This window comes from Streptomyces axinellae, assembly GCF_039532135.1.
Lineage (GTDB): Bacteria > Actinomycetota > Actinomycetes > Streptomycetales > Streptomycetaceae > Streptomyces > Streptomyces axinellae.
This window is the reverse complement of record NZ_BAAARJ010000006.1, coordinates 11,787-35,111: the sequence shown is the minus strand read 5'-3', so window position 1 is coordinate 35,111 and position 23,325 is coordinate 11,787. Positions and strand designations below refer to the sequence as shown.

General features: G+C 64.6%; 13 protein-coding genes. 4 read left to right on the top strand and 9 right to left on the bottom strand.

Going from position 1 to position 23,325, the window contains the following annotated elements:
• Positions 1 to 696, bottom strand: coding sequence for a 7-cyano-7-deazaguanine synthase QueC (gene queC / locus ABD339_RS10365; protein WP_344564504.1), 696 nt, complete (start codon positions 694 to 696; stop codon positions 1 to 3).
• Between the two features lie 108 nt (positions 697 to 804).
• On the opposite strand from queC, the gene ABD339_RS10360 reads away from it, so the two are divergent.
• The 4 genes from ABD339_RS10360 to dbpB (ABD339_RS10345) are packed head-to-tail and all read left to right on the top strand — an operon-like array spanning position 805 to position 5,218.
• Positions 805 to 1,719, top strand: a complete 915-nt coding sequence (locus tag ABD339_RS10360) for a hypothetical protein (protein WP_344564502.1) — start codon at positions 805 to 807, stop codon at positions 1,717 to 1,719.
• Complete coding sequence (dbpB, locus tag ABD339_RS10355) at positions 1,716 to 2,858, top strand: DGQHR domain-containing protein DpdB (RefSeq protein ID WP_344564500.1); 1,143 nt, start codon at positions 1,716 to 1,718, stop codon at positions 2,856 to 2,858. Before ABD339_RS10360 ends, dbpB (ABD339_RS10355) begins: the two co-directional genes overlap by 4 nt.
• A complete protein-coding gene (gene dpdA / locus ABD339_RS10350) occupies positions 2,855 to 4,078 on the top strand; it encodes a tRNA-guanine transglycosylase DpdA (RefSeq protein ID WP_344564498.1) in 1,224 nt (407 codons plus the stop codon). Before dbpB (ABD339_RS10355) ends, dpdA begins: the two co-directional genes overlap by 4 nt.
• Before the next feature lie 45 nt (positions 4,079 to 4,123).
• Complete coding sequence (gene dbpB, locus ABD339_RS10345; protein ID WP_344564496.1) at positions 4,124 to 5,218, top strand: DGQHR domain-containing protein DpdB; 1,095 nt, start codon at positions 4,124 to 4,126, stop codon at positions 5,216 to 5,218.
• A gap of 62 nt (positions 5,219 to 5,280) precedes the next feature.
• Here the strand turns inward: dbpB (ABD339_RS10345) and dpdD are convergent, their stop codons facing one another.
• The 8 genes from dpdD to dpdE are packed head-to-tail and all read right to left on the bottom strand — an operon-like array spanning position 5,281 to position 22,910.
• The gene (gene dpdD, locus ABD339_RS10340) at positions 5,281 to 7,311 is read right to left on the bottom strand and encodes a protein DpdD (RefSeq protein WP_344564494.1); all 2,031 of its coding nucleotides are present in this window, start codon (positions 7,309 to 7,311) and stop codon (positions 5,281 to 5,283) included.
• The gene (gene dpdK, locus ABD339_RS10335) at positions 7,308 to 7,829 is read right to left on the bottom strand and encodes a phospholipase D-like domain-containing protein DpdK (protein WP_344564492.1); all 522 of its coding nucleotides are present in this window, start codon (positions 7,827 to 7,829) and stop codon (positions 7,308 to 7,310) included. Before dpdK ends, dpdD begins: the two co-directional genes overlap by 4 nt.
• Positions 7,826 to 12,310, bottom strand: a complete 4,485-nt coding sequence (dpdJ, locus tag ABD339_RS10330; RefSeq protein WP_344564490.1) for a protein DpdJ — start codon at positions 12,308 to 12,310, stop codon at positions 7,826 to 7,828. The genes dpdK and dpdJ overlap by 4 nt, the downstream gene beginning before the upstream one ends.
• A gap of 22 nt (positions 12,311 to 12,332) precedes the next feature.
• Positions 12,333 to 13,019, bottom strand: a complete 687-nt coding sequence (locus ABD339_RS10325; protein ID WP_344564488.1) for a hypothetical protein — start codon at positions 13,017 to 13,019, stop codon at positions 12,333 to 12,335.
• Positions 13,016 to 16,117: a protein DpdH gene (gene dpdH / locus ABD339_RS10320; protein WP_344564486.1), complete on the bottom strand. Its 3,102-nt coding sequence runs from the start codon at positions 16,115 to 16,117 to the stop codon at positions 13,016 to 13,018. Before dpdH ends, ABD339_RS10325 begins: the two co-directional genes overlap by 4 nt.
• The gene (dpdG, locus tag ABD339_RS10315) at positions 16,110 to 17,042 is read right to left on the bottom strand and encodes a protein DpdG (protein ID WP_344564484.1); all 933 of its coding nucleotides are present in this window, start codon (positions 17,040 to 17,042) and stop codon (positions 16,110 to 16,112) included. The genes dpdH and dpdG overlap by 8 nt, the downstream gene beginning before the upstream one ends.
• Positions 17,042 to 19,642, bottom strand: a complete 2,601-nt coding sequence (dpdF, locus tag ABD339_RS10310) for a protein DpdF (protein WP_344564483.1) — start codon at positions 19,640 to 19,642, stop codon at positions 17,042 to 17,044. Before dpdF ends, dpdG begins: the two co-directional genes overlap by 1 nt.
• Positions 19,632 to 22,910: a protein DpdE gene (gene dpdE, locus ABD339_RS10305; RefSeq protein WP_344564482.1), complete on the bottom strand. Its 3,279-nt coding sequence runs from the start codon at positions 22,908 to 22,910 to the stop codon at positions 19,632 to 19,634. Before dpdE ends, dpdF begins: the two co-directional genes overlap by 11 nt.
• Positions 22,911 to 23,325: the final 415 nt, after the last annotated feature.

Here is a 23,325-nt window from a genome sequence, read left to right as displayed (position 1 = left end):
TCACGCGTCCTGGTACTGCACGGGGTCGATCGTGCCTGCCTCGGCGAAGCCCTTGAGGCGCAGCAGGCAGGTCTCGCAGTGCCCGCAGGCGCGCCCTTGTTCGTCGGGGTCATAGCAGCTGGAAGTGAGCGAGTAATCCACACCCAGGCGCAGGCCCTCCGTCACGATGTCCGCTTTCGACATCTCCATGAGCGGGGCATGGAGCTTGAGCTTCTGGGTTCCTTCGACGCCGGCACGGGTCGCCAGGTTGGCCATCTTGGCGTACGCGTCCATGTACTCGGGGCGACAGTCGGGGTAACCGCTGTAGTCGACCGCAGTAACGCCGGTGAAGATGTCACTGGCGTTGACAGTTTCAGCGAATGCCAAAGCGAACGAGAGGAAGATCGTGTTGCGCGCAGGCACGTAGGTGATGGGTACGGCGCCGTCACCGGCGTGGTCCAGGGAGTCGTGCTTGGGCACGTCAATGTCGGAGGTCAGTGCGGAGCCGCCGAAAACTCGCAGGTCAATGTCCGCAATGACATGCCGGGCGACACCCTGGGCCTCGGCTACGCGCTTCGCGGCCTCGAGTTCCACGCTGTGACGCTGGCCGTATCGGAAGCTGAGGGCGTACGGCGTGTAGCCCTGCTCCTTCGCGATGGCCAGAACCGTGGTCGAGTCCAGACCGCCGCTCAGCAAAACGATCGCAGGACGTCCCATGCCTCACTCCCTGGTTTGCTTGGTGTGACGCGTGCACCCTAGCGCGAGAACTGGCAGGTAGAGTAACCGCCACATGGTTCTAGTTTTGACTGTCGGGAGTCGAGCTGCGTGAAGCAACTTTCGCTGGTCGTTACGTGCACCGACCGCAAGGTCGCGACGCCGGACGCAGCTCTGTATGCCAGGAACCTGCCGCAGGGCAGCGTGCGGGAACGCTCCATCGACTGGCACCAGCGCATCCAGAGCGCCATCACCCGCGGGGGGTCCGCCCTGCCCGCACTCACCGAGCTCTACCGCGGTGATCACTGGAGTCGGGCCCGTCGCCTGATGTCCGTGGCAGTCTCGGCGGGCTTCGAAGCGCAACTCTGGGTGGCATCGGCGGGTCTGGGCCTTCAGCCGGTGGAGCCGAAGACCCAGCCGGCGCCGCCCTACTCGGCCACCTTCAGCATCAGGCATGCCGACTCCGTGGGAGCCTCCGCCGCAGAGAACACCCAGTGGTGGAGCCACCTCCAGGCGCGAACCGGGCAGGGCACGCTGGAAGAGTTGGGCCGACGCGGCCCGGTCCTGATGGCGCTGTCGGAGGTCTATGCCGGCGCCATGGAGGAGGAGCTCCTCGCGCTGGGGGCTCTGGGTGGGGAGGCGCTGCTCATCGGCGGAGTGCGTGAGATCCCCGGCGTCCATCGCGTCCCCTCCGATGCCGGGTTGCGCGCCACGCTGGGTGGGACATTGACGAGCCTGAACGTGCGCATGGCCGCAATGTGGCTCGAGCATTCCCGCGATGGACAACTCACCTCGTCGGTCACCTGCACTGCCTGGGCACAGTGGGCGGCGGCCACTTCACGACCGGAGAGGTACGAGCGGGTTGCCATGTCGGACGACGAGGTGATCGCCTTCATCCGACGGGAAACCGCCAAGGAGCCGGCTCTGTCCCGCACCCGGCTGCTGCGGGTTCTGCGCGCTGACGGCAGAGCCTGTGAGCAGAGCAGGTTCGCCAATCTGTACAAGCGAAGCATGGGGGAACGGTGACAGAGGACGTCATCAAGCGCAGGGCGCTGCGGATTGAGCAGAACCCGGACATCCCGCTGTATGTGTTTGCGCTCGAGGCCGGAGAGATCGACCGGGTAGCTGATGTAGCGCGGATTTCCCGCGACGAGGCGGGCAAGTTGTTCGGCTACCAGCGACCGGAGAAGAAGCAACACGTCAAACAGATTCTGGAGTACCTCGACGGCGACAATGTGCTTTTCCCCAACGGACTGATCCTGGCCCTGCCCGCCTCCGTGCGGTTCCGGGGAAGCCGCGGGCCGAACAGCACGGACGGCCTTGCGACGATCGGCACCTTGGAGATTTTTCTCCCGGATTCGCCTTCCGACCCCAGGCCAGCCCTCATCGTGGACGGCCAACAACGCAGTCTCGCGCTCGCGCGCACCCGGAAGTCCAAGCTGCCCGTCATGGTGGCAGGTTTTGTGGCTGAGGACATCGAGGTGCAGCGCGACCAGTTCCTGCGCGTCAATACGGTGTCGCCCCTGCCCGGCAATCTGGTGACCGAACTTCTTCCGGAGGTACACACCAAGCTGCCGACGAAACTGTCGGCCAAGAAACTGCCGTCCGTTTTGGTGAACGCCCTCAACCAGGATGCCGACTCCCCCTTCAAGGGGTTGATCAAGCAGGCGTCAACCACCACTGACAAGCGGCCCGGCGCCGTGGTGAAGGACAACAGCCTCATCTCGGCCATCGAGGAATCCCTCAAACCTTCAGGTGCCCTTTTCCCATACAAGAACCTCTCGAACGGCACAATCGACACCGTTACCATCCGCAGCATTCTCGTCACCTATTGGAGTGCGGTGCGCGACACCTTCCCGGAAGCGTGGGGGGTGGCGCCGACCAGGAGCCGTCTCATGCACGGCGTTGGCATCCGCTCGATGGGCCGTCTCATGGATCGGGTCATGGACCGGGTTCTCGCCGTCGCGGAACCGGGATCGCCCGAAGCTTACGAGAGCGCCAAGGCCGAACTGGCGCTGATCGCCCCCCACTGCCGGTGGACCAAGGGCCGCTGGCCCGAACTCAACACGCCATGGGATGAACTGCAGAACACGCCGCGCCATATCAGCACTCTCTCGAACCTTTTGATTCGCATCTACTTCCAGTCGAGGACGAGTACGTCGTGAAGTTTTATTTCCCGGACAGTCAGGACCAAGTCAGCCCGACCTACGATTTCCTCAACGACGAGTACTCCCCTTTCCGAGTCCGCCAGCGTGACGATCGCTATGCACACCAGGTCGTCTCTCCGGCCCCTTACCGGGGAATACTGGTCAGTAAGGCCATCGTCGACGGCTCGGCCAAGGGCGCCGGAAAATACACCGCACCCCAAAGGGAGCGACTGTACCGGCTCGGTGTTCGCGAGTTCTTCAGATTGCCCGAGGAGATGGACAGCCTTGGGGATTGTGGCGCATTCAATTACATTGACGAGACGATTCCGCCATATTCTATCGACGAAGTTCTGGATTTTTATGAGGGTTGCCAGTTCGATGAGGGTGTCAGCATCGACCATGTGATCTTCGGCTACAAGCCGGAGGCATCCGATGCCGATGTCGACCCCGCATGGGCCGAGCGTCGCCGCATCTCACTCAGACTCGCGGAGGACTTCCTCGCCGGCGTCGAAGCCCGCAAGAGCAATCTCATTCCCTTCGGTGCCGCGCAGGGGTGGAGCCCAGCCAGTTACGCCGACAGCGTCGTCCAACTGCAGGACATGGGATACAAGCGCATTGCCCTCGGCGGCATGGTCCCCCTCAAAACGAATGAGATTATGGATTGCCTGGACAAGATCGAGGAAGTGCGGGACAAGGCAAATACGACGCTGCACCTGTTGGGGATCACCCGAATCGGCAGCATGGAGGAGTTCTCCAAACGTGGCGTGGCTAGCTTCGACAGCACGTCCGCATTCCGGCAGGCATTTATGGACGAACGCAATAATTTCCATACCTCCGAGGGCACGTACACGGCCATCCGGGTTCCCCAGGTCGACGGAAATCCCACGCTCAAGCGTCAGATTCTGGCAGGGGTGGTTTCCCAGCCCGCTGCCATCAAGGCCGAGCGTGAATGCCTGCAGGCTCTGCGCGAGTACGGCAAAGAGCAGTTGGGGCTCTCCGAGGCTCTGACAGCCTTGGAGACCTATCTCAAGCTCGTCGATGAGAAGAAGTGGGCCAAGTACCACGAGAACTACACGAAGACCCTGAGCGACCGGCCGTGGAAGCACTGCCCCTGTCTCATCTGCAAGGAGTTGGGCGTGGAGGTTGTGATTTTTCGCGGTACCGAGCGGAACAAGCGCCGCGGTTTTCATAACATGACCGTCTTGCAGGCGAAGATGAACCAACTCAACTTCACATAAGCACTCGACCCTCTGACGCCTACGAACTGTCCACTAGGAGATGATGTGGCCGACCGATACACGTTGCGACTCCCTGCCCTGCAAGTAAATCAAGGCGATAAGCAGATTTATTGCTTCGCGGTCGACGGGAAGAAGTTGCATGACTTCACCGCCGTCTCCCGGATCAGCCGCAACAATGAGAAGCAACTTCAGGGATACCAGCGGCCGGAGGCCCTCAGCCACATTCGGGCCATTCGCCGCTACCTCGAGTCGGACGGGGCCATGCTGCCCAACGCCGTGGTCCTGGCCTTCGACGAGCGGGTGGAGTTCGTTGCGGGCAGCCCCTCCAAGCACGTTGGCTACTCCGTTCCCGGCGAGTTGCTCATCCCCGTCGACGAGTCGCTGTCCGAGGAAGAACGGCCCGCCTGGCTTGTCGACGGCCAGCAGCGCAGTGCTGCCATCAGGGACGCCGACCTCGCCGAGTTCCCCGTCGCAGCCGTGGGCTTCATCGCCTCCCAGGAGGAGCAGCGCTCGCAGTTCATCCTGGTCAACTCGACCAAGCCGCTGCCCAAGGGCCTGGTGTACGAACTGCTGCCGGAGACCACCGGACAACTGCCGCGTTCCTACGCGCGACGGCAACTTGCCGCGAAGCTGATGGTCATGCTGAACATGAGCGACGGGCCTTTCGCCGGGAGAATCAGCAGCCCGACCTCGCCCGGCGGCAACATCAAGGACAACAGCGTCCTGAAGATGCTGGAGCACAGCATCTACGAGGGGGCGCTGTACCAGTATCGCAATGCCAAGGACGGCACCGGGAATGAGGAGCGGATGCTAGCGCACCTGCTCTCCTTCTGGACGCCCGTGGCGAGCATGTTCGAGGAAGCGTGGGACAAGCCCCCCAAGGAGTCCAGGCTGACCCATGGTGTGGGCATCCAGGCGATGGGCTTCGTCATGGACCGGCTCACCGCTGACGTCCCCTTCGACAAGGTCAACTGGGACAAGATCCGCAGCACCTTGCGCGGACTGGAAGACCACGTCGCCTGGACCTCCGGCACCTGGAAGTTCTCCGACGGACAGGAACGGCACTGGAACAGCCTGCAGAACACGGCCAACGATGTGCGGCTTCTCAGCAGCCATCTGCAGGCCCAGGTCAGCCGCTAATCGAACCTTCCCAACGCGGCTGGGTGTGGTCTCCCCGAAATGCTGGGGAGACCACCAGCGCGTCACTGGCTTGCCGCTGCGCGAAGACCCTGCGCCGTTGCCCGCAGCAGAGATGCTGAACCGCTTCCGTCTGCATAGTGGATGTGCTTGGTGCGCGCATGCTGCGTGATGAAGCCGGTTGCAGCGTGCTTCGCGCACCGTGTGGCCAAGACCACCAGGTCCGCAGCGCGGGCCTTGTGGCGGAGTTGGGTACTGCCGACGTGGTCACTGGCCGTGGCTGCGCTGACGGCGGGGGCCAGGTGCTCGATCTCCTCGACGCACCGCGCGAGCACGGCTTCGTCCAGGGAGTACAGCAGCACCTTCATGGGCGGCAAGTCTGCGAGTGCCACCTCGCGTTCGCCACCGGTCCCGGCCCGGTCGCGCCAGGGAAAGTCGATGCCGAGCTCTCTCGACAGACGTTTGGCGAAGGCCAGATCAGCTTCGCTGAGCCGGCCCTGATGGCGCCAGAGCGGCTCCAGCAGGCCGTAGGCGAGTTTACTGCGGGCCTCCACGTCGGGGCAGGCGGCCAGGAACAAACGATCAACGAAGTCCAGTGCGATGGCGGCCCGTTCGGGAGATACCCAGCGGTTGCGATAGGCGCCGATGTCGTCGAGCAGTTCCGCGTAGGTCTGCGCCGAGGGGGCTGCTCTGAGGGCAATCTCCGCGAGCGCCTGGAGCGCGGCAAGGTCACCGGGGCCGAACCGGTCGAAGGTGACTGCATTGCGGATGTAGGCATGGGCGGTCCGCCCTGCCGGGGCTTGGTACCCCACGGCATCGATGAACGAGCCGACCGTTCGCCAGACCTCGTCGGCGGGCTGGTCCGCCAGCCCGTCCAGAAACTCGGCGAGGGCTGCATCCTCTGCGGCCGGCGGAGCCCAGGCAGTCCAAGCGCGCTCGTCGACTGCCGTTTTGCCCTCACTGCTGCCTGCGGCTACTGCGGCCAGGAAAGCCTCCCAGGAATCGATCGCCTTCGGCGAGGGATCCGGAGGGTCTCCAGCCGTCTGTGCAGCGGGCCCGGATTCGAGGGGTACGGCAGCTTCCTGGGTGTCGGCCAGGAGTCGTTGAGCGTCTTCCCAAACCAACGAAGGAAGCTCGGCTCGTTGGCTCCCACGCTCCACAGTCTTCACCAGACGGCGCAGAGCCGGCAGGTCCTCCAGGAGTGTGGCGGCCATCAGCAGCACGGTGACCGCCCGTGCGTCCAGCAGTCCCGCATCTGCCTGCAGCAACGCGGGAACGAACCGCCCTCGTTCTTCCAGCCGCGCCCGTGCTACTGGCAGGTCACCTACGGTGAGCGGTTCCTGCACCTGTGCATAGACGGCGTTGAGGATCGCTTCCTTGACCGGCAACGGAGGGTCCTGCCGGATGACATCGACCAGTTCGGGCAGCTGCAAAATCGCCGCACTCTGCCCCAGCCGGTCCAGCCGCTTGATCCGCAGGTTTGCAAGGTTGGCCGCGGTCACGCCGCCCGCCGCCGCCAGATGTTCGAGCACCACGTTGGACGCGGTCTCAGCACCCGCACAAAGAGAAGCATCGAACTCCGCAAGGAGCCGCCCGATCGGCTTGGTCGACCGCCACAACCGCGCAGGCCGGCTTGCCTGGGTCCGCTGCATCAGCCCCAACGCCTCGGCCAGATTGCGGCGATGCTCAAGGGTGAGCCCGGTCTCCAAACGGAACGTGGTTCGCTCGCCCGCGAACTCGCGGATGGCCTGCTCGACGGGGTCATCCGGATCCAGCCAGGTAGGCTGGATCCCTACCTGCTCGTCGTAGGCAATGTAGGTCGGGCCGGCAAAGGCCCGGATCAGTTCGGCTGTCCTGGCCCGCTCACCGGGCTCTTGTGCGATGACGTAGACGACGAAGCGATCGCGGCCCTGATACACACGTGGCAGAACAACGGGCGCGTCATCGCCCCGGCGGAGTGCCTCGACGAAGGGCAGCGTGCGGTCCTTGTGGCGGTATTGCGGGTCCATGCCCGGCCAGACCATGTTCCCCGGGCCGAAAAACCGTTGCAGGAACCCTTCGAGAGCCGCTTGCTTTTGCTCATTCGGCTGACTCACGAGTCGCTCCTCCACCGCTGTGCCAGATCCAGCCGCGCCTGCCCGGCATCCGGTCCGCCCACCTTGTAGGTGACCGCTTCATCGTTCTTCGCCAGGCCGCGCACCGTGAAGTTCATGGAACCGGTGAGAATCCACTCTTGGCCACACAGAGTCTTCTCGTGTACATCAGGATCGCGCCACACCTTTACTCCCGTCAGCCTCGAGGACTCGATCCGACGCAGAAACACCTCGTTATGAGGGTCAGGACGCGTGATCACACTTACGCGGGCCCCGCCCCGGGCGATGCGCAGCAATGTGTCGGACAGCCGCCAACTACTCGGCGGCACATCACCGAAGAAGGCGTCATAGGCGCCGTGGCTGTTGTCGACGACGGTGACATCGGTTATCCACGGAGAGACCAGCCATACCTCCCTGCTCGGGTTGAGCATCTCCGCCATCAGCACGGCGGACAGCGCCGAGTCGATGCGCAGCCCGGTCCGCGGACCGGTGCGCAGGGTTCTGGGGGTCAGTTCTTTCACTGGGTCGCCTCCCGCAACTCCACCCGCACACGCAGTTGATCCCGATGCCGGATGTAGCCGGTGACCTCGCCGAATACCTTCATCACATCCCAGTCCACGCGCAGCGCCGGCACCCGGATGAGAGCCTCCGACAGCGCCTGCGACTCACCCGCCGGACAGACGAGATTTGCAACTCCGCCGGCGGCCATGGCCTTCTGATAAAGCGCATCCCAATCGCTCGCTGTGACGTCGACCTCGGACACGTCGTCGTTGTGCGCCGCACGGACGAGCAGCCGGTCCAGCACAGGGGCCTGCGCGTAGGGCTGGTAGTGCTGAAGATCCTGTGTGCGAGCCTGCCGCCCACGCGGCCAGAGCAGACTGAAGGCCTGATCCGCGGTCAGTTGTTTGCTGCCGCCGATGTCCAGCCGGCTGTCGCCGACGGCAAAGGCGATGACGTTTGCGTCGACCTCGACGCCGAGTCTGTCCTCCAGTGCGGCCCATGCTTCGACCATGCGCAAAGCCTGCGCATCGGTGTCGGGGTTCGAGCCTGGGCGCAGGAGGCGGGTGGACAGAGCCGAGACCGCAGTGCGACGCGGACGCCCGTCCAACTGCTCCCAGGCAGCCAGAAGCGCTTCCAATGCCTCATGGGCAGTTTCCGCATCCTGAGCACCTCGCAGCGCACGCATGCCTTCTGCGGCATCACCGGCAGGCTCATCCGCCAGGTGGCGCAGCAGGCGTGTCACCGTGGCATCCACATACTCATAGTCGCTCGGGGCCAGCGCGCTGGTGACAAGCGACCAAAAGCGGCGGGGGTCTTGCCCGTAGAAGCGCACAAGGTGCTCCACCACACCCAGGCCACCCATGGCCGTCTCGCTGAGCCACACGGCAGCGGGGCCGCCACTGGTCGCCGCGGGCACCACGTCAACTATCAGGTCCCCGTCCTGCGCATCGGGACAAGCCCTCTGGGCGGCGGACAGGATCGCTGCAGCCACGGTGTCGCGATAGGCGCGCTGCGCCAACTCTTCGGTTCTGACAGCGATGTCCGGTTCACACAGATACTCTGCCGCCCGGTCTATAGCCGCGATCACCCGGTCGTCGCCCAGCAGTTCCGTCAGCCCGTCGATCAGTCGCGCATTGTCGAGCGGCTGATCGGCGTCGCTGTTGTCGCGGTAAAGGGCGCGCAGGATGCGTGGCAGTTCTCTCGCCCATGCTCCGTTGGCCAGCCGGGCCCGCACCTCCTGTGCGGGACACGATTCTTCAATTCCTTCGAGCGCATAGGCGGTGAGGTAGATCTGTCCGAGCCAGGCGCGTTGGAAGCGATTCGCCACGCCCTCGAGCGCAGGGTCCTCGGCGAAGGCGGACGAGAAGGCCAGCGACCGCCACTGCGGGGACGACAGGTACTTCCTGACCAGCGGATCTGCCGTGTCCAAAGGCTTGAGGAGGATCTGTACGGCATCCACGCCCAGCCTGAAGCCCAGAGCAGCCGGATTGCCGTGCAGTTCGTAGTGAACCTTGCGTGACTCGACTTCTCCGCGTTCGAGTGCCACTTGGCAATCTGCACCCAGCGTCATACGCCGAATCTCGATGGGGTTGCCTGCCGCATGGGTGGCGAATCTGACGGCCTGCAAGCAGTTGTGCCACTGCGACGGGCTCGGAATGTCCGCCGGTGTCGGCGGAGCCTCCTCGGACACGACGATCTGGGTGCCCCACAGAGGCACACCTTGCGAGCGGTCGGAGATCTCCAGGCCCGGCTGCTCCAGCTTCAACTGCGTCGGGCGGAATACCTGCACTCCTTCCGCTGCGCACCCTTCGGGGTGCCAGAGGCCCTGCGGTTCGGCCTGCTCAACGATCTGCTGCAAGGGCAGGCCGCTGCCGGCCGGGGGCGGGGCAAGCCAGGTGCGGTGCTCATCACGGCGATGTCCGAAGCGCCGACTGACGCGGCCCGGGACGGCTTCGCGGAGCGCCCTGGCGATCGGAAGCTGTTCCAGGGCCTCGTTCGCATCGAAGGGCAGGCGCAGTTCGACCTCGGGCAGGTTCAGCGGCTCGAAGAGCGAGCGGGTGAGGAACTCGGGGAGAAGCGTTCCTTCCTTTGCCCCCGGATCGACGCGCCGGGATTTCCAGTTGCTGCGCAGCCGCCGCAACGCGGTCGGCACGACGGAAAGCAGCAAGGAGCGCGGTTGTTCCCACAGCAGCGCCTGGACGTCGTCGGCGCCGATCTGCAGAGCCCTCGCCAGGTGCTGGGCCAGTTCGTCCTGCAGGCCGGGCTCGTCGAGGATCGCCTGCAGGAGCGATGTCAGCGCCTCGTGTCCTGCCCGGTCCTCATCGCGTACCGACCTGCCGTTGGGGGCGCGGAGAATCTTTCGCGGGTCGGCCGACAGTTTCCGGTGGCGGAGCTTGCCGGCCGTCCAGTCCAGCAGAGCTTGAGTGGCCTGGATTTTGAGTACGTAGCGGTTGCCGATGGGCAGATTGCGAGCGGGGACCTGTGGGGCGAACAGCGTCTCGTATGCCTGGTAGGCGAGCCGGTCGCGTCCGTAGTCCGACAGAGTGACGACCGTGATGGGGCGGCTACCGCGTTCGCGGCCTGCGCGGCCCCGACGCTGAATGAACGCTGCTGCGTCGCGGGGGGCCTTGTGCTGTAGCACCAGGCCTACCCGGGGATCGTTGAAGCCCACTTCGAGTGACGCTGTCGCCACGGTCAGGTTCGCCTCGTGGTCGACTCCGACATCCTGCGAGGAGGTACGGCCGACGTGCAGGTGATGCAGTTGCAGGGTGGGGTCGAGGTCGTGCCCGATTTTCTCGACGATGTCCCACGACTGGCCATCCACATAGCGGGCGGCGTGCTCGTCCCGTTCGGAGGAGCGCAGCCCGGCAAGTACGGACTTACGGCCGTTGCGTCGGCGACCCGACCGATCCTGGCCGCCCTCCGCGTCGCGTAGATCGTTGTAGAAGCGGTTGGTGACGTCGAGGTCGTCTGTGAACAAGAAGCCCGTCGAGCCGTAGAGGAACTTGCTTGCGTTCAGGTCCAGCATGCGGCCGTGGAGCATGGCCGTCTGAATCGAGGTGGACAGCAGGCTCGTCCCGGAGACCGGGTCACCGCGAAGTGCCAGCGCGTACTCACGGCCTTCGAACTCCATGGTTGCGTCGTCCGGTTCGATGGAGTCCACGTCGCCGGAGCGCAGACCGACCAACTGGGCGAAGAACCGCTGTGCATCGGTCAGGGTCGCCGAGAGCCCCACAAATGTCATGGGGCGGCGCGCTGCCTCGCGCCAACGGCGCAGAAGCAGTGCTACTTGCGCGCCGTGTACGCCGCTGTAGGTGTGGACTTCGTCCAGGAGCACGAGGGAGGGAGCGGTGCTGCTGCCGCGCCAGCCGAGCAGCCACTCCAGGTAGCTGTCTCCGCTGCAGCGGTTCAGCATCTCTGTGGTGGTGAACAGCAGATCAGGCGGGTTCTTCTTCAGGGAGTCCCGGGTGAGGGCAAGGCGCCCCTCATCCAGTGTGTATCCGCATCGGATACAGGTCAGTCGCTCACGGCCTTGCCTGCGGTCTGCGTCGGTCCACTGCAGTTCCCCCGTGCCGCAGGCAGCAGCAGGGCAGGGCAGGTACGGGCAGACGACGCCTTGGGGGGTGCGTTTCCAGGCGGTGGCGAGTTTCGAGCCCGGTTCCAGCCGCTGGTCACGGACGGTCCAGGGGGTGTCGCCGTAAAGCGCGCCAATACGGATCAGGCGTCGTCCACTGGCATGCAGAGCCGGCTTGACGGCGTCAACAGAGCGGACCGACTCCCGCAACTGGTCGCGCAGGAGTTCCTTGCGTGGATAGAGGGCCAGTGTGTGGACACGCTTCGCCCTTCCGCGGTGGGCGAGTTCAGCCATTGCCGCGAAGGCAGGCAGATAGAACGAGAGGGTCTTCCCGCTGCCGGTGCCGGCGCCGACGATGATTCCCTTGGACAGCCCGGCGCTGAGCGAGGCGTACACCGATGAGGTGGCATCCAGCTGGAACTGAGCCAGCTCACGGCCCTGCAACTGGGCTGCCGCCACGCGCTGTTGTACATCGCCCCAGTGGGGAAGCTGCGCGAGGTGGTGCAGAGCGTCGGATGTGGGGATGTCCCGGCGCGGGTAGCGTCGCGGCGCCACGTGCAGTCGGTAGTCGGCGACTAGCCGGGGCTGCTGTTGCCACCAGCCGGGTCGTTCCTCCTGCGCCCAGCCGCCCTGGGCGAAGAGTTGACGAAGGCCGGTCGTGAGTCGCAGTGACTCTGCCAGGCGGGTGCGGTACCGCGGTGGTGAGGTCACCGGGACCGGCACCTCGAACAGCAAGGCGCACAGCAAAAACTCCTCCAGCAGGGAATCCGCCGACATACCGACCGGGGCGGCGGCGTGGCTGTGCAGGAGTTGGTCTATGGTCTCCATCACCTCGGCTTGCGACAGGGCGGTCTCGGTGACGCCCCAGGCCAGCAGCGGCAGTTCGCGGTCTTCCAGGCGGTTCAGGAGTTCGTTCGCGAAACGCATGTCAAGGTGCTCTGTCACTCTGTCACGCCCCGGTCCGCTGCAAGGTGATGTGAGTGTCCATCTCGAACTGGCGCAGCAGTGCGATGTCGCTGTCTGAGATGTCGCTGAGGGAGGGACCGGGGCGTTTCTCCAGCAGTTCAAGAAGCTGCAGCAGCTCCTGGGGTGGATCGCTTTTGTCACGCAGGGACTCGGCGAGAAGGCTGTAGGTGCTGGTGAAGAGAGCGATGTCCGCCTTTGACAGGTTCTTGGGAGTTACCGCCTGGCGGAGTTCCTTGGCGCGGGTGCGGGCGGCCTCGCGTTCGTCCCGCCCGAGCATGGGGACGCGGGCCAGAGGAAGCCCGGTGAGCTGTTGAGCGGCCCAGGTGGTCCAGGCCGTGCTGGTGTCGCCCTTGAGCTTGACCGAGAACTCCAAAACTTTTCTTCTTGCCGTGTTGAAGACCGTGTCGCTGGGGAGTCCGTTGAGGGCCTTGCGCTCGAACGCGGTACGGGCGGCGTCGATGTCGGAAAGGTCAGGCTTGTGTGTTGCCCCCAGGGCGGTGAGCGTATGGCGCAGCTCTACTTGCGTTTTGAGGTCCGCCAATGCCGCGCGGAGTTCCTTTGTACGGCTCAGGACGCGGCTTGCCTCCTTCTCCCCGACTGCGCCTGCAGCGATTTGGCGGGCCCGGTTCTGCAGTTGTATGGCCTTGTCGTACACCGACACCTCGGTCATGACACCTTCCCGGTGTTTTCGGTGGACGTGGCAGCAGTGACGGCCTGCCATTCCACACAGATGTGTCCCACGTCTTCTGCGGCGCTGTCGCCGGCGGAGGTGCTGGAGCGTGACTCGGCGCTGGCAAGCGCGGCGTCCAGCCAGGCATCGGTCGCGGTAAGCAGCTCGTCGATCCGTTGCAGCGAGGTGCCGCGGTCCTGGACCGCGGCCGTCACACGGGCATGCAGGCGGCTGTTGGGTTCGGCGGTGTCGTCGGTTGCACGGGTCAGGTCGTCTTCCAGTACGGACACGGTCTTCCAGTCCGCGCTCCGGGCATCGTCGTGGAGGGCGTTGAACTGTCGTGTCTGTTCGGCAGTCAGCGGAAGGCCCACTTCACGTGCGGCATCCAGGGCGTCGCGGATGGCAGCCATGGTCTGGGCGCCTGTGGTGCCGCGGGGCTGGCGGCTGCGAATGGACTGCAGCAGCCGTTCGTGGGTGCCAAGTTGGTCATCGATGAGGGTCGCCCAGGAGGCGAAACCGGTGACGGCCGACTTCGCCCATTTCGGGATGTCCAGTGCTTCGGCGTCCCAGGTCCACGTCGCCGTGGCCCTGTCGAGCAGCGGCAGGAGCCGTGCGGCATCGATCATGTTCACCCCTCCCTTGCCCTGGGCGATGCCGACAGCGCAACGCAACCGTTCCACCAATGCGGGACGTGCTCTCAAGTGCCCTTCGAGGATGTCCATCCACTGTTTCGCTCGGATGTCGCCATCCGTACGACGCCACTCCTTGCCCTCGTCGAAGACTGCGGCGACAAGTTGCGAGGTCGGCATGCCGGGCCATGCCTTGCCGGCCAGGGCCCCACCGAGCAATGAGGCACGAAATCCGGCAACGAGGTGAGCGTCGCTGATTTCCAGGTGCCGCTGCAGCCGGGCTGTGAGATCCGGGCCGTGCTTCTCGGCCAGATGCGCCAGTCGCCGGAGGTCCTCCGCTCGCGCCGGAAAGCTCCGCTCTGCATTCAGCAGGCTGTCGAAGAACCAACTGTCCTTCGGTCGACGGGTGAAGGTGATGGGGGCATTCTCCACCCCGGGCAGATTCTCCTTGGCTCCCTCGATGGACACCACAGTCGCCTTGGGCGGCCAGGCCGCTCTTCGTAGTTCGGTGATACTCACCTCCCGCATCAAGGGGGAGTTCCACTGATAGCGCTGCACGACCGCGGTGGAGACAACGCTGCGGAGTCGGTTGGCCGTAATGGTGTCGAGACCGCCCTCGCGGGTCACCCACTCATCGACCGTCTCCAGCATGCGCTGCAGTTCCTTGGGAAGCTCCTCGCGCCTGCCGCCGTCGCCGGGTCCGGGCTTTGAGGCTTCGTCCCGATGGTTCGGCGCGGCAACAGGGGCGGGTGAGTGGCCTGGCTCCACTTCACCGCCCAGCGGCACCAGGGAGAATGCCTCCAAGAGAGCCGGCTGCAGGCTGTTGGCGTGCTCAGGAGCGTCTCCCCAGAATTCGAGCACGAGATTGCGTCGCTCGGCCGAGGCGGCGTCGTGATCGTTTTCCGCCACGAAGCCAAGCACGTCGCGGCTCATGAAGCGGTCGAGTTTGGTCGGCCGGAACCTCTGGCGGAACGCAGGATCGGGGAATTCGCCCTCCCGAATGGCAGTGGCATGTTCAACCAGTACCGGCCGTATGACGCTGCCCAGCACGACCCGCGGATTGAAGGACCAGGGCTTGTTCTGGTCGGCCGTGGCGTGGACGGCCCGTACGAGGGAGGACTCATTGAACGGGTACAGGCCATAGCCCTCGTCGGTGGCGCCGAATGTCTCGTGGCACTTGGTTTGAAAGGCGCAGGTCAGGCACTTGTTGGGCGGCTCGTCCTCGTCGGCTGCTCGCTCCAGTTCTGCACGGCCCAGGCGTCCGGCATTGAGGTAGCGGCCGACGAACGCAGCAATCTCCGTCCGCCCGGTCTCCTCCGGGCTGAAGGGAACGTCCAGGTGGTACACATAGCCCGTGCCGGCTTGGATCCGGGTCAAAGCCGTCTCATCCAGGGACTGGAAGTAGCCCGTCGTCACGGCCATCAGCGTGCGGATGGGGGCGAGAGTCGTCTTGCCTTCCCGGTTTGCCGCCTCGACGACGGCATCGAGCAGGTCGCGCTGGACTCCCTGGATCAGCGCGAAGTCCTCAATAAGGAGAATGATCTCCTTGCCCTGCCGGTGGTATTCCTCACGGACCTGCTTCATCGCATCGAGCAGCCGGCCCGCCCCGAGATTGGCAGCACTCTTGATCGCGGCTTCGAGGTGCCGATTGAGCAGGTCGACAGCGGTCCCCTGCAGGTCACCACGCGTACTCATCATGCCGAGCAGGCGTTGAGCCATGCCCGACGCGGACTGGATGTCCCGGATGTCGAGGGGCAGGTCGCTGACGTCGAACCCTTCGGGCCGGTCTGCCTGCCCGTCCCGGCGATTATGGATCAGCTGACGGGCCAGTTCGGGCACAAACTTTCCAGGTGCGAGCAGTTCCGCACGCACATGAGGGTCGAGCAGCACCGCGGCCAACTTGCCGGGGCCCACCAGCATGCGTGCCAGGGGGTGCGATTCTGCGCTCGGGGCAGTTGCTTCGAGTGCCTCGCTCAGTTCATTGAGGATGCGCCTGGCCAGAGCCTCCTCGTCGATCCCTTCGGTGAAGCGATTGATGTCATCTTTGAGCTGTGCCAACTCGTCGCTCTGCGCTTTTGCGATGAGTGCACTGACGACAGCCTTGAGGCTGGTCTTGGACTTTTCGAGGTAGATGACCTCCCTCTCGTCAGCCCCCTCCCTCATCCCGGCCAGTTGCTCGCGCACCCATCGGACGAGATGCGATTTGCCTGACCCGGATTCACCGACAACAGGCATGAGCAGGGCTCCGCTGTCTGCGCGAAGCGCCATGAAATCAGTGAGTACCGTCTCTTCACCGATCGGGTCGCCTTCGGTGAGAAGTTCTTTCCCATCCATGATGCGGGCACGTTTGATCCGCAGCGGCGCATGTGTGGCCAAGAAGACCGCCCGGGAAGGGCTGACTGCCTCAGTGTTAATGGTAGCGGCTGCAACTGCTGGTTCCCAGCAGAGCACCCTGCGGAAGTCACCCATCGATGGGCTCCAAGATCGTGATGTCGCTGACGGGGCGTGGGCTGCCGGGCCGCTCAGGGTCGTGCAAGAGAAGGATTTTGCGTGCGTCGTCGTCGTGGTCCAGTCGTAGCCACTTCTCGTCGTGGCCGCGCAGCAGCGTGAAGGAAAGCGAAGGGCCGGCCGCATTGTCGCCCGGAGAGGGGATTCCCACGGCGAGCGAGTGGGCGCCGCCGGGCAGTACCGGCAGATGCTCCCGCATGACGTGCAAGGCTTCCACCGCATTGATGCGCTGCCCCGCCGGCCACAGTTCGAACACTGTCTGCTTGACGGCGAGGGTGCAGTCCGGGACGAGAGGGCTGCGGCCCTCGGTGCGGATGACGGGTGAGGCGGCTAGGCCGAGTGCGCTCGCCCAGTGAGCGAAGCGGGCCCACCGGGTGTCATTGACGAAAAGCGGGAGCACCTCTTCCTTCACCAGTCGGCGGTCCTTGCCGTCCTTCTCATCCAGCAGCTGCTGCGCGGCAACCCAATCGATGGGCTGTTCCATGGGGTCGTGTGCGAGGAACCAGGCAAGAGCCCGGGTCAGGTCGCGAGGACCGGTCGGGAGGTTGCCGGCGCCAAGGTCTTGGTTGTGGTCCGCTCTGAGGACCGCGCGACGCAGGATGCGGGTGTAGGTCTCTAGATCATCGATACCCGCAAGGACCTGGATCGGGTCGGCCAGTGACAGTTCTTGCCGGTCGGCGTCGACCTGTACCAATCCCAGCATCGTCAGGGAGGCGAGCGCGCAGTCGAAGGGAGGCCGGGTCGATGTGTCCTCAGAGCGCAGGCATGGGGGGCTCACCAGCGCTCGTGCCTCGTCCACGGCGATGCTCTTGCCCATATAGGCAAGAAGGCGCACCAAGGCCCATGCGTGCGAGGGGATGGCTGCATCAACGTTCAGTAGAGTCATCAGAGTTCTTCCAGGGCACAGCGAATCGACAGGTTCGCCGGGTGAATGGCGACGAGTCGCTCATGGTCGTGTTCTGGGTGCTGCATGGCCCAGGGGTGTATCAGATACGTCGGTACATCCCAGGCCAAGCGCTCTGCAATGGCGGGCCCGGGTGCGGTGGTGTTCGAGTCCGCCAGCCAGATGACAGGGCCTGGCCAGTTCGCCAGGAGCGCGCCGTCATCATCGGTGATCACGGCGCGAGTCCGTGCTGTCGTCTGCAGTTGGTTCCTGATCCGGCTGCTCAGGCCCGGCCCTCCGACCACGCAGACTCTGCGGCGGACGAGGCCTTCCACCAGGCGTGACACCAGAGCCTGGTCATCACCGTCGTCCCACCAGAGGCTGAGGCACTGACGGTCGCCGAAGTAGGCCCTGAGCGGCAGCGGGCGGGCGGACTCAGGGAGTGGCAGCAGCGGATACGGCTCTCCGGCGAGGCGGTAAAAACCCGAAGTGTGCCGCGCGGCGGTGGCCCTGCAATGGGGGCACCCTCGACAGGTTGCCCCTGTGCGGCGAAAACCCGGGCCATGTGGAATCCGGTAATACTCCCTCAGCACATCGCTGATGCACCGGTCACCCCGTAGTGCTTCCTTCAATTCCTGCAGGGCCGAAGCGCGGCTTTCCAACATCTTCCGTCGCTCGGCTTTGAAACGAGTAAGAAAGCGCTCGCTGTTCCTCGCATCGGAGTCAAGTAGCTCTACATCGGCGTAACTCTCAGCAGTTGCAAAGAAATGGTCTCGCCGCGCTTCCCAAGCTGATTCGGTTTCACCCTCCATCCTGACCGGTGGTTGTGGCGGATGAAAGGCCACAAGGCCCGATCGAACCATGAGGTTGAGGATCCGAATGTTCCACTGTCGGTTGCGTTTGAAGCCTTCGTGCATGTCGGTCGGGTAGGCGTCGAGACTGACCCGGTGCCGGTCGTGACTGGTCATTCTGCTGTGGAACATGGCCTCCCACCGCTGCCACGCACGCGGCGCGCCAATGACCGCCTCGTCGCTCATGTAGTTGGCGATCGCTTCGTCCCTGCGCGTGGTGGCCAGATACGCGATGCAGGGACTGCCGTTCCGCCCCGCCCGGCCGACTTCCTGGTAGTAGCGGTCGACTGTTTCCGGCAGACAGGCATGCACGATGGTCTTCACATCGTCGAGATCGACGCCCAGGCCGAAGGCGGAGGTGCCGACGACGATGTCGAACCGTGTTGTCACTTCCTCCGTGCTCGCCTTTCCGCTCCATCCTGCCAAGGTTTCGCGCCGTTCGGCATCGCTGGATTCGCCGGTGACGCCGGCTACGCGGTGCAGCCCGTGGCTGCGGAGTCGGTTGGTCCACTCCTGGGCGTCCTCGACCTTGGTCGTATAGAGGATCAGGGGTTTCGGCAGATGGGCTACGGCGTCGAGCACTGCCGACTGCCGGTCGGCCTCGCTGCTGAAGGTGTCGATGTAGTAGCTCGGCTCGTGGCGCAGTTGCGAGGCCCATATAACCTTTGCCTCTTGGGGTGAGGCGAACAATGATCCGAGCGTCTCCACCTGTTGACCAGTCAGTGTCGCGCTCATGGCAACCGTCACCGGTTGTCGGCCCTCGGGGGCCTTACTCAGCCACATTCGGCGGTGACTGGCCATTGTCTGGAACTCTGTACGGAAACTGTTGCCCCACTGTTCGACCAGATGCGCTTCGTCGATCACGAAGTAGTTGAGCAACCCGGCCTGCGCCGCCTCCTCCAAAGGCTGCTTCAGACTCCGCACCAAGGACTCAGGGGACGTGAACACGAGCCGCTGCCGACCCGCGGCGATGTCCTGGCGTATCTGCCGGCGCTCGTCGTCGGACAGCCCGCTGGTGAAGGCATAGCGTCGCGTAGGACTGTGCTGCCCCAACCGGTCCACGATCGTGAAGGCCCGGCGCTCCAGGTCGGCCGCGAGCACATTGGTGGGCACGACGACGACCGAAACACCGCTGCTTGCGCTGGCCAGGAGGGCAGGGGCCAGCGCTACTGCCGTCTTTCCGTGCCCGGTGGGCAGGCAGATGACGGTGGTGCTGCCTGGCTCGGCAAGTGTGATGGCCCGTGCAGCCTGCCGCTGACCGGCCGACACGTAGTGACTGTGTTCGGGACCGAGCGCGGCGGTGAAGAACGGGTCGGCCAGAAAGGACTCCAGCTTGCGACGGTGTGGCGAGTCCTCGCCCAGATGAACTTGGCGAAGGTCCTCTTCAGCCGCCGCCCGCGATGCCTGGTCGGAGACAGGTGGATGCCACGGCAATGCCTGCACCCACAAGTTGGCGCCGTGGTCACGGACCCCGGTCTGGCAAGCTGCCGCCTCCCATTGCTCTCGCGTTGGCAGACCAGTGAGGAGGGGGACAGTGAAGCCGGTGGTGTTCTCTCGCGCTTGCGCTTCGAGCAGGATCTGTCGGGTGAGCGATGCGATATCTCGCCATCCGCTGAGTCCGCTTGGCAGAGCGTCGCGAAGCCTGCGCAGTGTCCCCGTCGCCTGCGGAAGTTCCGGAAGACGCTGGACGTCGCGGTGCTGGACCAGTTCATGAAAGAGCGTCTTGGCACCGGTCCAGTTATCAGTCGCCACGAGAAATCCTCCGGGGCCCTGTCTTCACCAAGCATGTCGCCGACACCAGCCGCACCGTTGGGTCACTCAGGCCCTGGACCAGAGCATCGGTGATGGTGACATCCAGTAGATAGCTCTCTCCGTCTCCCAGAAGCCTCCCAGCCGCTTGGCGGGCTTCTGCCTGCGCCTGCGCGACGGTGAGTCGCTCTCGGCCCTGCTGCTGGGCCACAGCGCATTTGTCGGCCAGGTTGGTCACACGCCACAGTTCAGCGCGCGCCACAGCTTCGGCGCTGCGCGCGGCTGCCTCGTACCCGGGCTGTCCGTCGAACACCTCCAGCAACTCGTGGAGATTTTTGAGGTTGTAATTATGGTCCGTAGCCCCGTAGCGGGCGTCGAGCCACCTCTGAATGTCTTTGTCGGCCAGGGCTTCGGCAGCGCCAGCCGGAACCCATACCTTCAGCGTGAACGGGGGGAGAAGGCGTTCGGCCTGGCGCTGCAGAGCTGTCTCGGCGTCGCGGGGCTCGCGCGTGAGCGGAAGAGCTAGAGCCAGTGCTGTGGAGATGTCGGCTTCGACGAGGTAGTCGAAACCAAAGTAGGGCTCCGGCTCTCCCCGGTGACGCATATCAGCGCGCCAGAAGGCTGTGGCCTGGCCACGGTCGTCGAACCAAACGACGTTGGCGAATGTATCGACGAGCGGGTTGCCTATACGAAACAAGCGCGTTCCGGGGGCCTTGAGCGCCTCGGATCGACTGAACGTGCCCTTGGCCATCTCATCGGTGAGGTCTTTGCGGTTGTAGAGGTGAGGCGAGATGAGCGTGCGCGACTTGAGGTCGAAGACCTCACACCTCACGCCGTTGACCTTGCGCTCGGTGTGGCGGAGCTTGATTCCCTCCGAGCCGTCGTGTCCGGTGTATCCGAGCATGTCCTTACGGGTGGCGGCCCAATTCGCCTCGAACGTCGCAAGTTTGGCAGCGAAGTCGATTTCGTGAGGGGATGAATCGAAGATCGACTCCAAGGTGTCCATGCTATCGATCTCGCGTCGCGCCTGCGTAAGTTGCGCCCGAACGGTCTCGGCGTAACGGGGCAACCCTTCAGGGCCATGTTCCAGCGCCTGCGCCCAAACATCGGCAAGGCCTTCCGCGATAGCGTCCTGGAGTGTGGAGACCGACCCGTCGAAGACGCGGTACCCGTCCGTGAGCAGGGAGAGCCATTCCTCGGTGTGTGCTTCAGCATCCGTGAGTGCATACTGGCGTGGTGCTTGGCGCTGCTGGTTGGTCTCCACGTAGCGGTCGGTACGGCCCAGACGCTGCTCAAGCTGATTGGGTGACCATGGCAAGCGCACGTGAATGACGGTGTGCGCAATCTGGAGGTTCAGCCCGTCCTCCGCTGAGTCATCCGTGATGAGAACGGCGGCCTTGGCACCCGGCTTGTGCCATGCCGCCGTGGCTGCCTCGGACGCCTCGGGTCCTGCGCTGCGGGAGTGTTCAAAGAAGCCGATCCTGGCGAAGCGCGCTCGCAAGCGCGCAGTGAGAGCTGAAGCGAGTGATCCCGGACCGCAGAAAACGATGATGTGCCCGCCCTTGCGCAAGGCGGGCAAGAGAGCATTGACGAGATCATCGGTCTCGGACGCGCCTCCGCCCTCCGCAATCTCGGATTCTAGATTGCGGAGAATTTCGGCCTCATGGGGTGCTACAGGGCCATGGGAAAGGTGCCTTTGCTCCCGCGCACTCAGGCCGGCACGCCGCGCGGCGTCGTGCTCACGTCGAACTCGCCAACGCAGAGCGTCCACGAAGTCAGCACTGGGCCCGCCAAGGCGCGAAGCAAGCACGGCGAGGGCCATTGCACTGCCGGTGCGCCTGTCCTGCAGGTCCTCGTCGAGGAGATACCCCCACAGTTGGGTCTGCCACTGCAGAAGACCGTCCGCGGCCAGTGAGTAGGGCTCGGCCATCAGCCTTTCCGGCTGTGCTCGCCCACGCGCCTCGTAGGGAACGGTTGCGGAGTCGTCGTCTGGGCGCAGTACGTGTGATCTGCGGTGCCTGATCACACGGCGGTGCAGTCGGTACGTCTCGCTGATATGTGCGCGAAGGGCAGTGACACGTGCCGAAAGCGTCGGCAGACCTTCCGTATCGAGCAGGTTCCCCTCCGCGTCGAGCAGGTCCAGCACCTGGGCTGCCAGACCCTCGAAACGGGAGTCTTCCGGCGGCAGCAGCGCCTTGATCATATCGATGGTGGACGGCAGCAAAGGGTGAAAGTCCGCACTGAGACTCAGGACGTGGTCGGCCAGTTCGGCTCGGTGCTGGTACCGCTGCTCGAAGGCCTCCTGCTCGCTCCACTTGTACAAATCAGGATCCAGCAAGTGAAGGAGCCCCAGATGCGTGGTGTGACTGGAAGTTACCGGTGTAGCGGACAGCAGCAGGAGCTTCGAGACTGAGTGAGCGAGTCGGCACAGCTCGCTGTAGGTGGGGTCGGAGTCATCGCGGTCCTGGACCAGTTGGTGGGCCTCGTCGACCACGAGAAGGTCACTACCGTGGTGCCGCTCCCACAGCTCTGGGGTGTCGTGGGAGACGATCTTTACGCGGCCCGGGAAGTCATCGGTGAAGAACTTTGTCCGCAGTTCAGCTCTCCACTGACGGCGCAGCGGATCCGGCGCGAGGATCGTGACGCGCGCCAAAGGCTTGTCGATCAGGGTCTGCAGCGCTACATACCCGGCCTCGATCGTCTTGCCCAGTCCGACTTCGTCCGCAAGAAGGTAGCGCTGCACGGGGTCGGACAGCACGGTCAAAGCGGTCTGGAGCTGGTGCGGGTAAATTTCGGTAGCAGCCGCCAATAGAGCTGGAGTGCTGGCGCTCGCCGCACGCTGCGCAACCAGATTGTGCAGCATTGGGATACGCGTGTTGTAGAGGTGCCCGGACTCGTTACCGCCGGACACAAGAACCTCGAGCGGGTCGCGAACTGGCTTGTTCCAGCGCACCCGGAGTTCGGATTCAGGCACCGGCAGGTCGTAGTCGGTGTTGGGGAACCGCACGAAGTAGCCCCCGGGAGTACTGCCCACCACACGGCCGGCTCTCCACTCGTTGGTGCTGGGATTCCGCCGGAACACCCGGGTTTGGGGTTCGAGTCGCACGCGCCTGCAGTTGCTGGCCGGAACGGTTTGAGACTCGGCCACGGGCTCAGCTGTGGACTCGAAGAAGTCCACGCGCAGCGAACCGTCAACTGTCGCCGCCACTCTGCCGATCCCAGGGCCCCCCTGGAACTCGACGAGGTACCCCACAGCGAAGCCCGAAGCCATCTTCCGGTTGCCCCCACCTGCTCGTATGACTGTGCCGACGCAGCGTAAACCGAGGCACCGACATCAGCGGCGAAAATGCACCACACACATTGGCATACGCTTCCGAGAGTGGCTGAGAGAGATCCTCCCGCCCGCTCACCACCTGACATCACACCCCGCGATGCGGCCCTTGACGGACGAGCAGAAGGCGAAGCGAGGGTGCGACGACACGTGCAGTGTCCGGGCCTGTCCACACCTCTCGTGATCGAACTCGACGATCCCCCCGGCCCCCCATGTGCCCGCCAGCCGCTCGCGGGCCCGATTCGGAAGCTCCCGAGGCCCCCTCCCGGGCCTGAGCCTGAGTCAGTGCAGGCGCTTACCAGGTGCTTCCCGAGCAACCTGGAGCGAGGGGTAGCTTCCGGCCGGGGCCTCGAGG

Excerpts from the sequence above, each read along its gene's own strand:
- dpdG (WP_344564484.1), bottom strand. The coding sequence starts at position 17,042 with ATGACTCTACTGAACGTTGATGCAGCCATCCCCTCGCACGCATGGGCC.
- dpdJ (WP_344564490.1), bottom strand. The coding sequence starts at position 12,310 with ATGCGTTTCGCGAACGAACTCCTGAACCGCCTGGAAGACCGCGAACTG.
- ABD339_RS10325 (WP_344564488.1), bottom strand. The coding sequence starts at position 13,019 with ATGACCGAGGTGTCGGTGTACGACAAGGCCATACAACTGCAGAACCGG.
- queC (WP_344564504.1), bottom strand. The coding sequence starts at position 696 with ATGGGACGTCCTGCGATCGTTTTGCTGAGCGGCGGTCTGGACTCGACC.
- dpdE (WP_344564482.1), bottom strand. The coding sequence starts at position 22,910 with ATGGCTTCGGGCTTCGCTGTGGGGTACCTCGTCGAGTTCCAGGGGGGC.
- dpdH (WP_344564486.1), bottom strand. The coding sequence starts at position 16,117 with ATGGGTGACTTCCGCAGGGTGCTCTGCTGGGAACCAGCAGTTGCAGCC.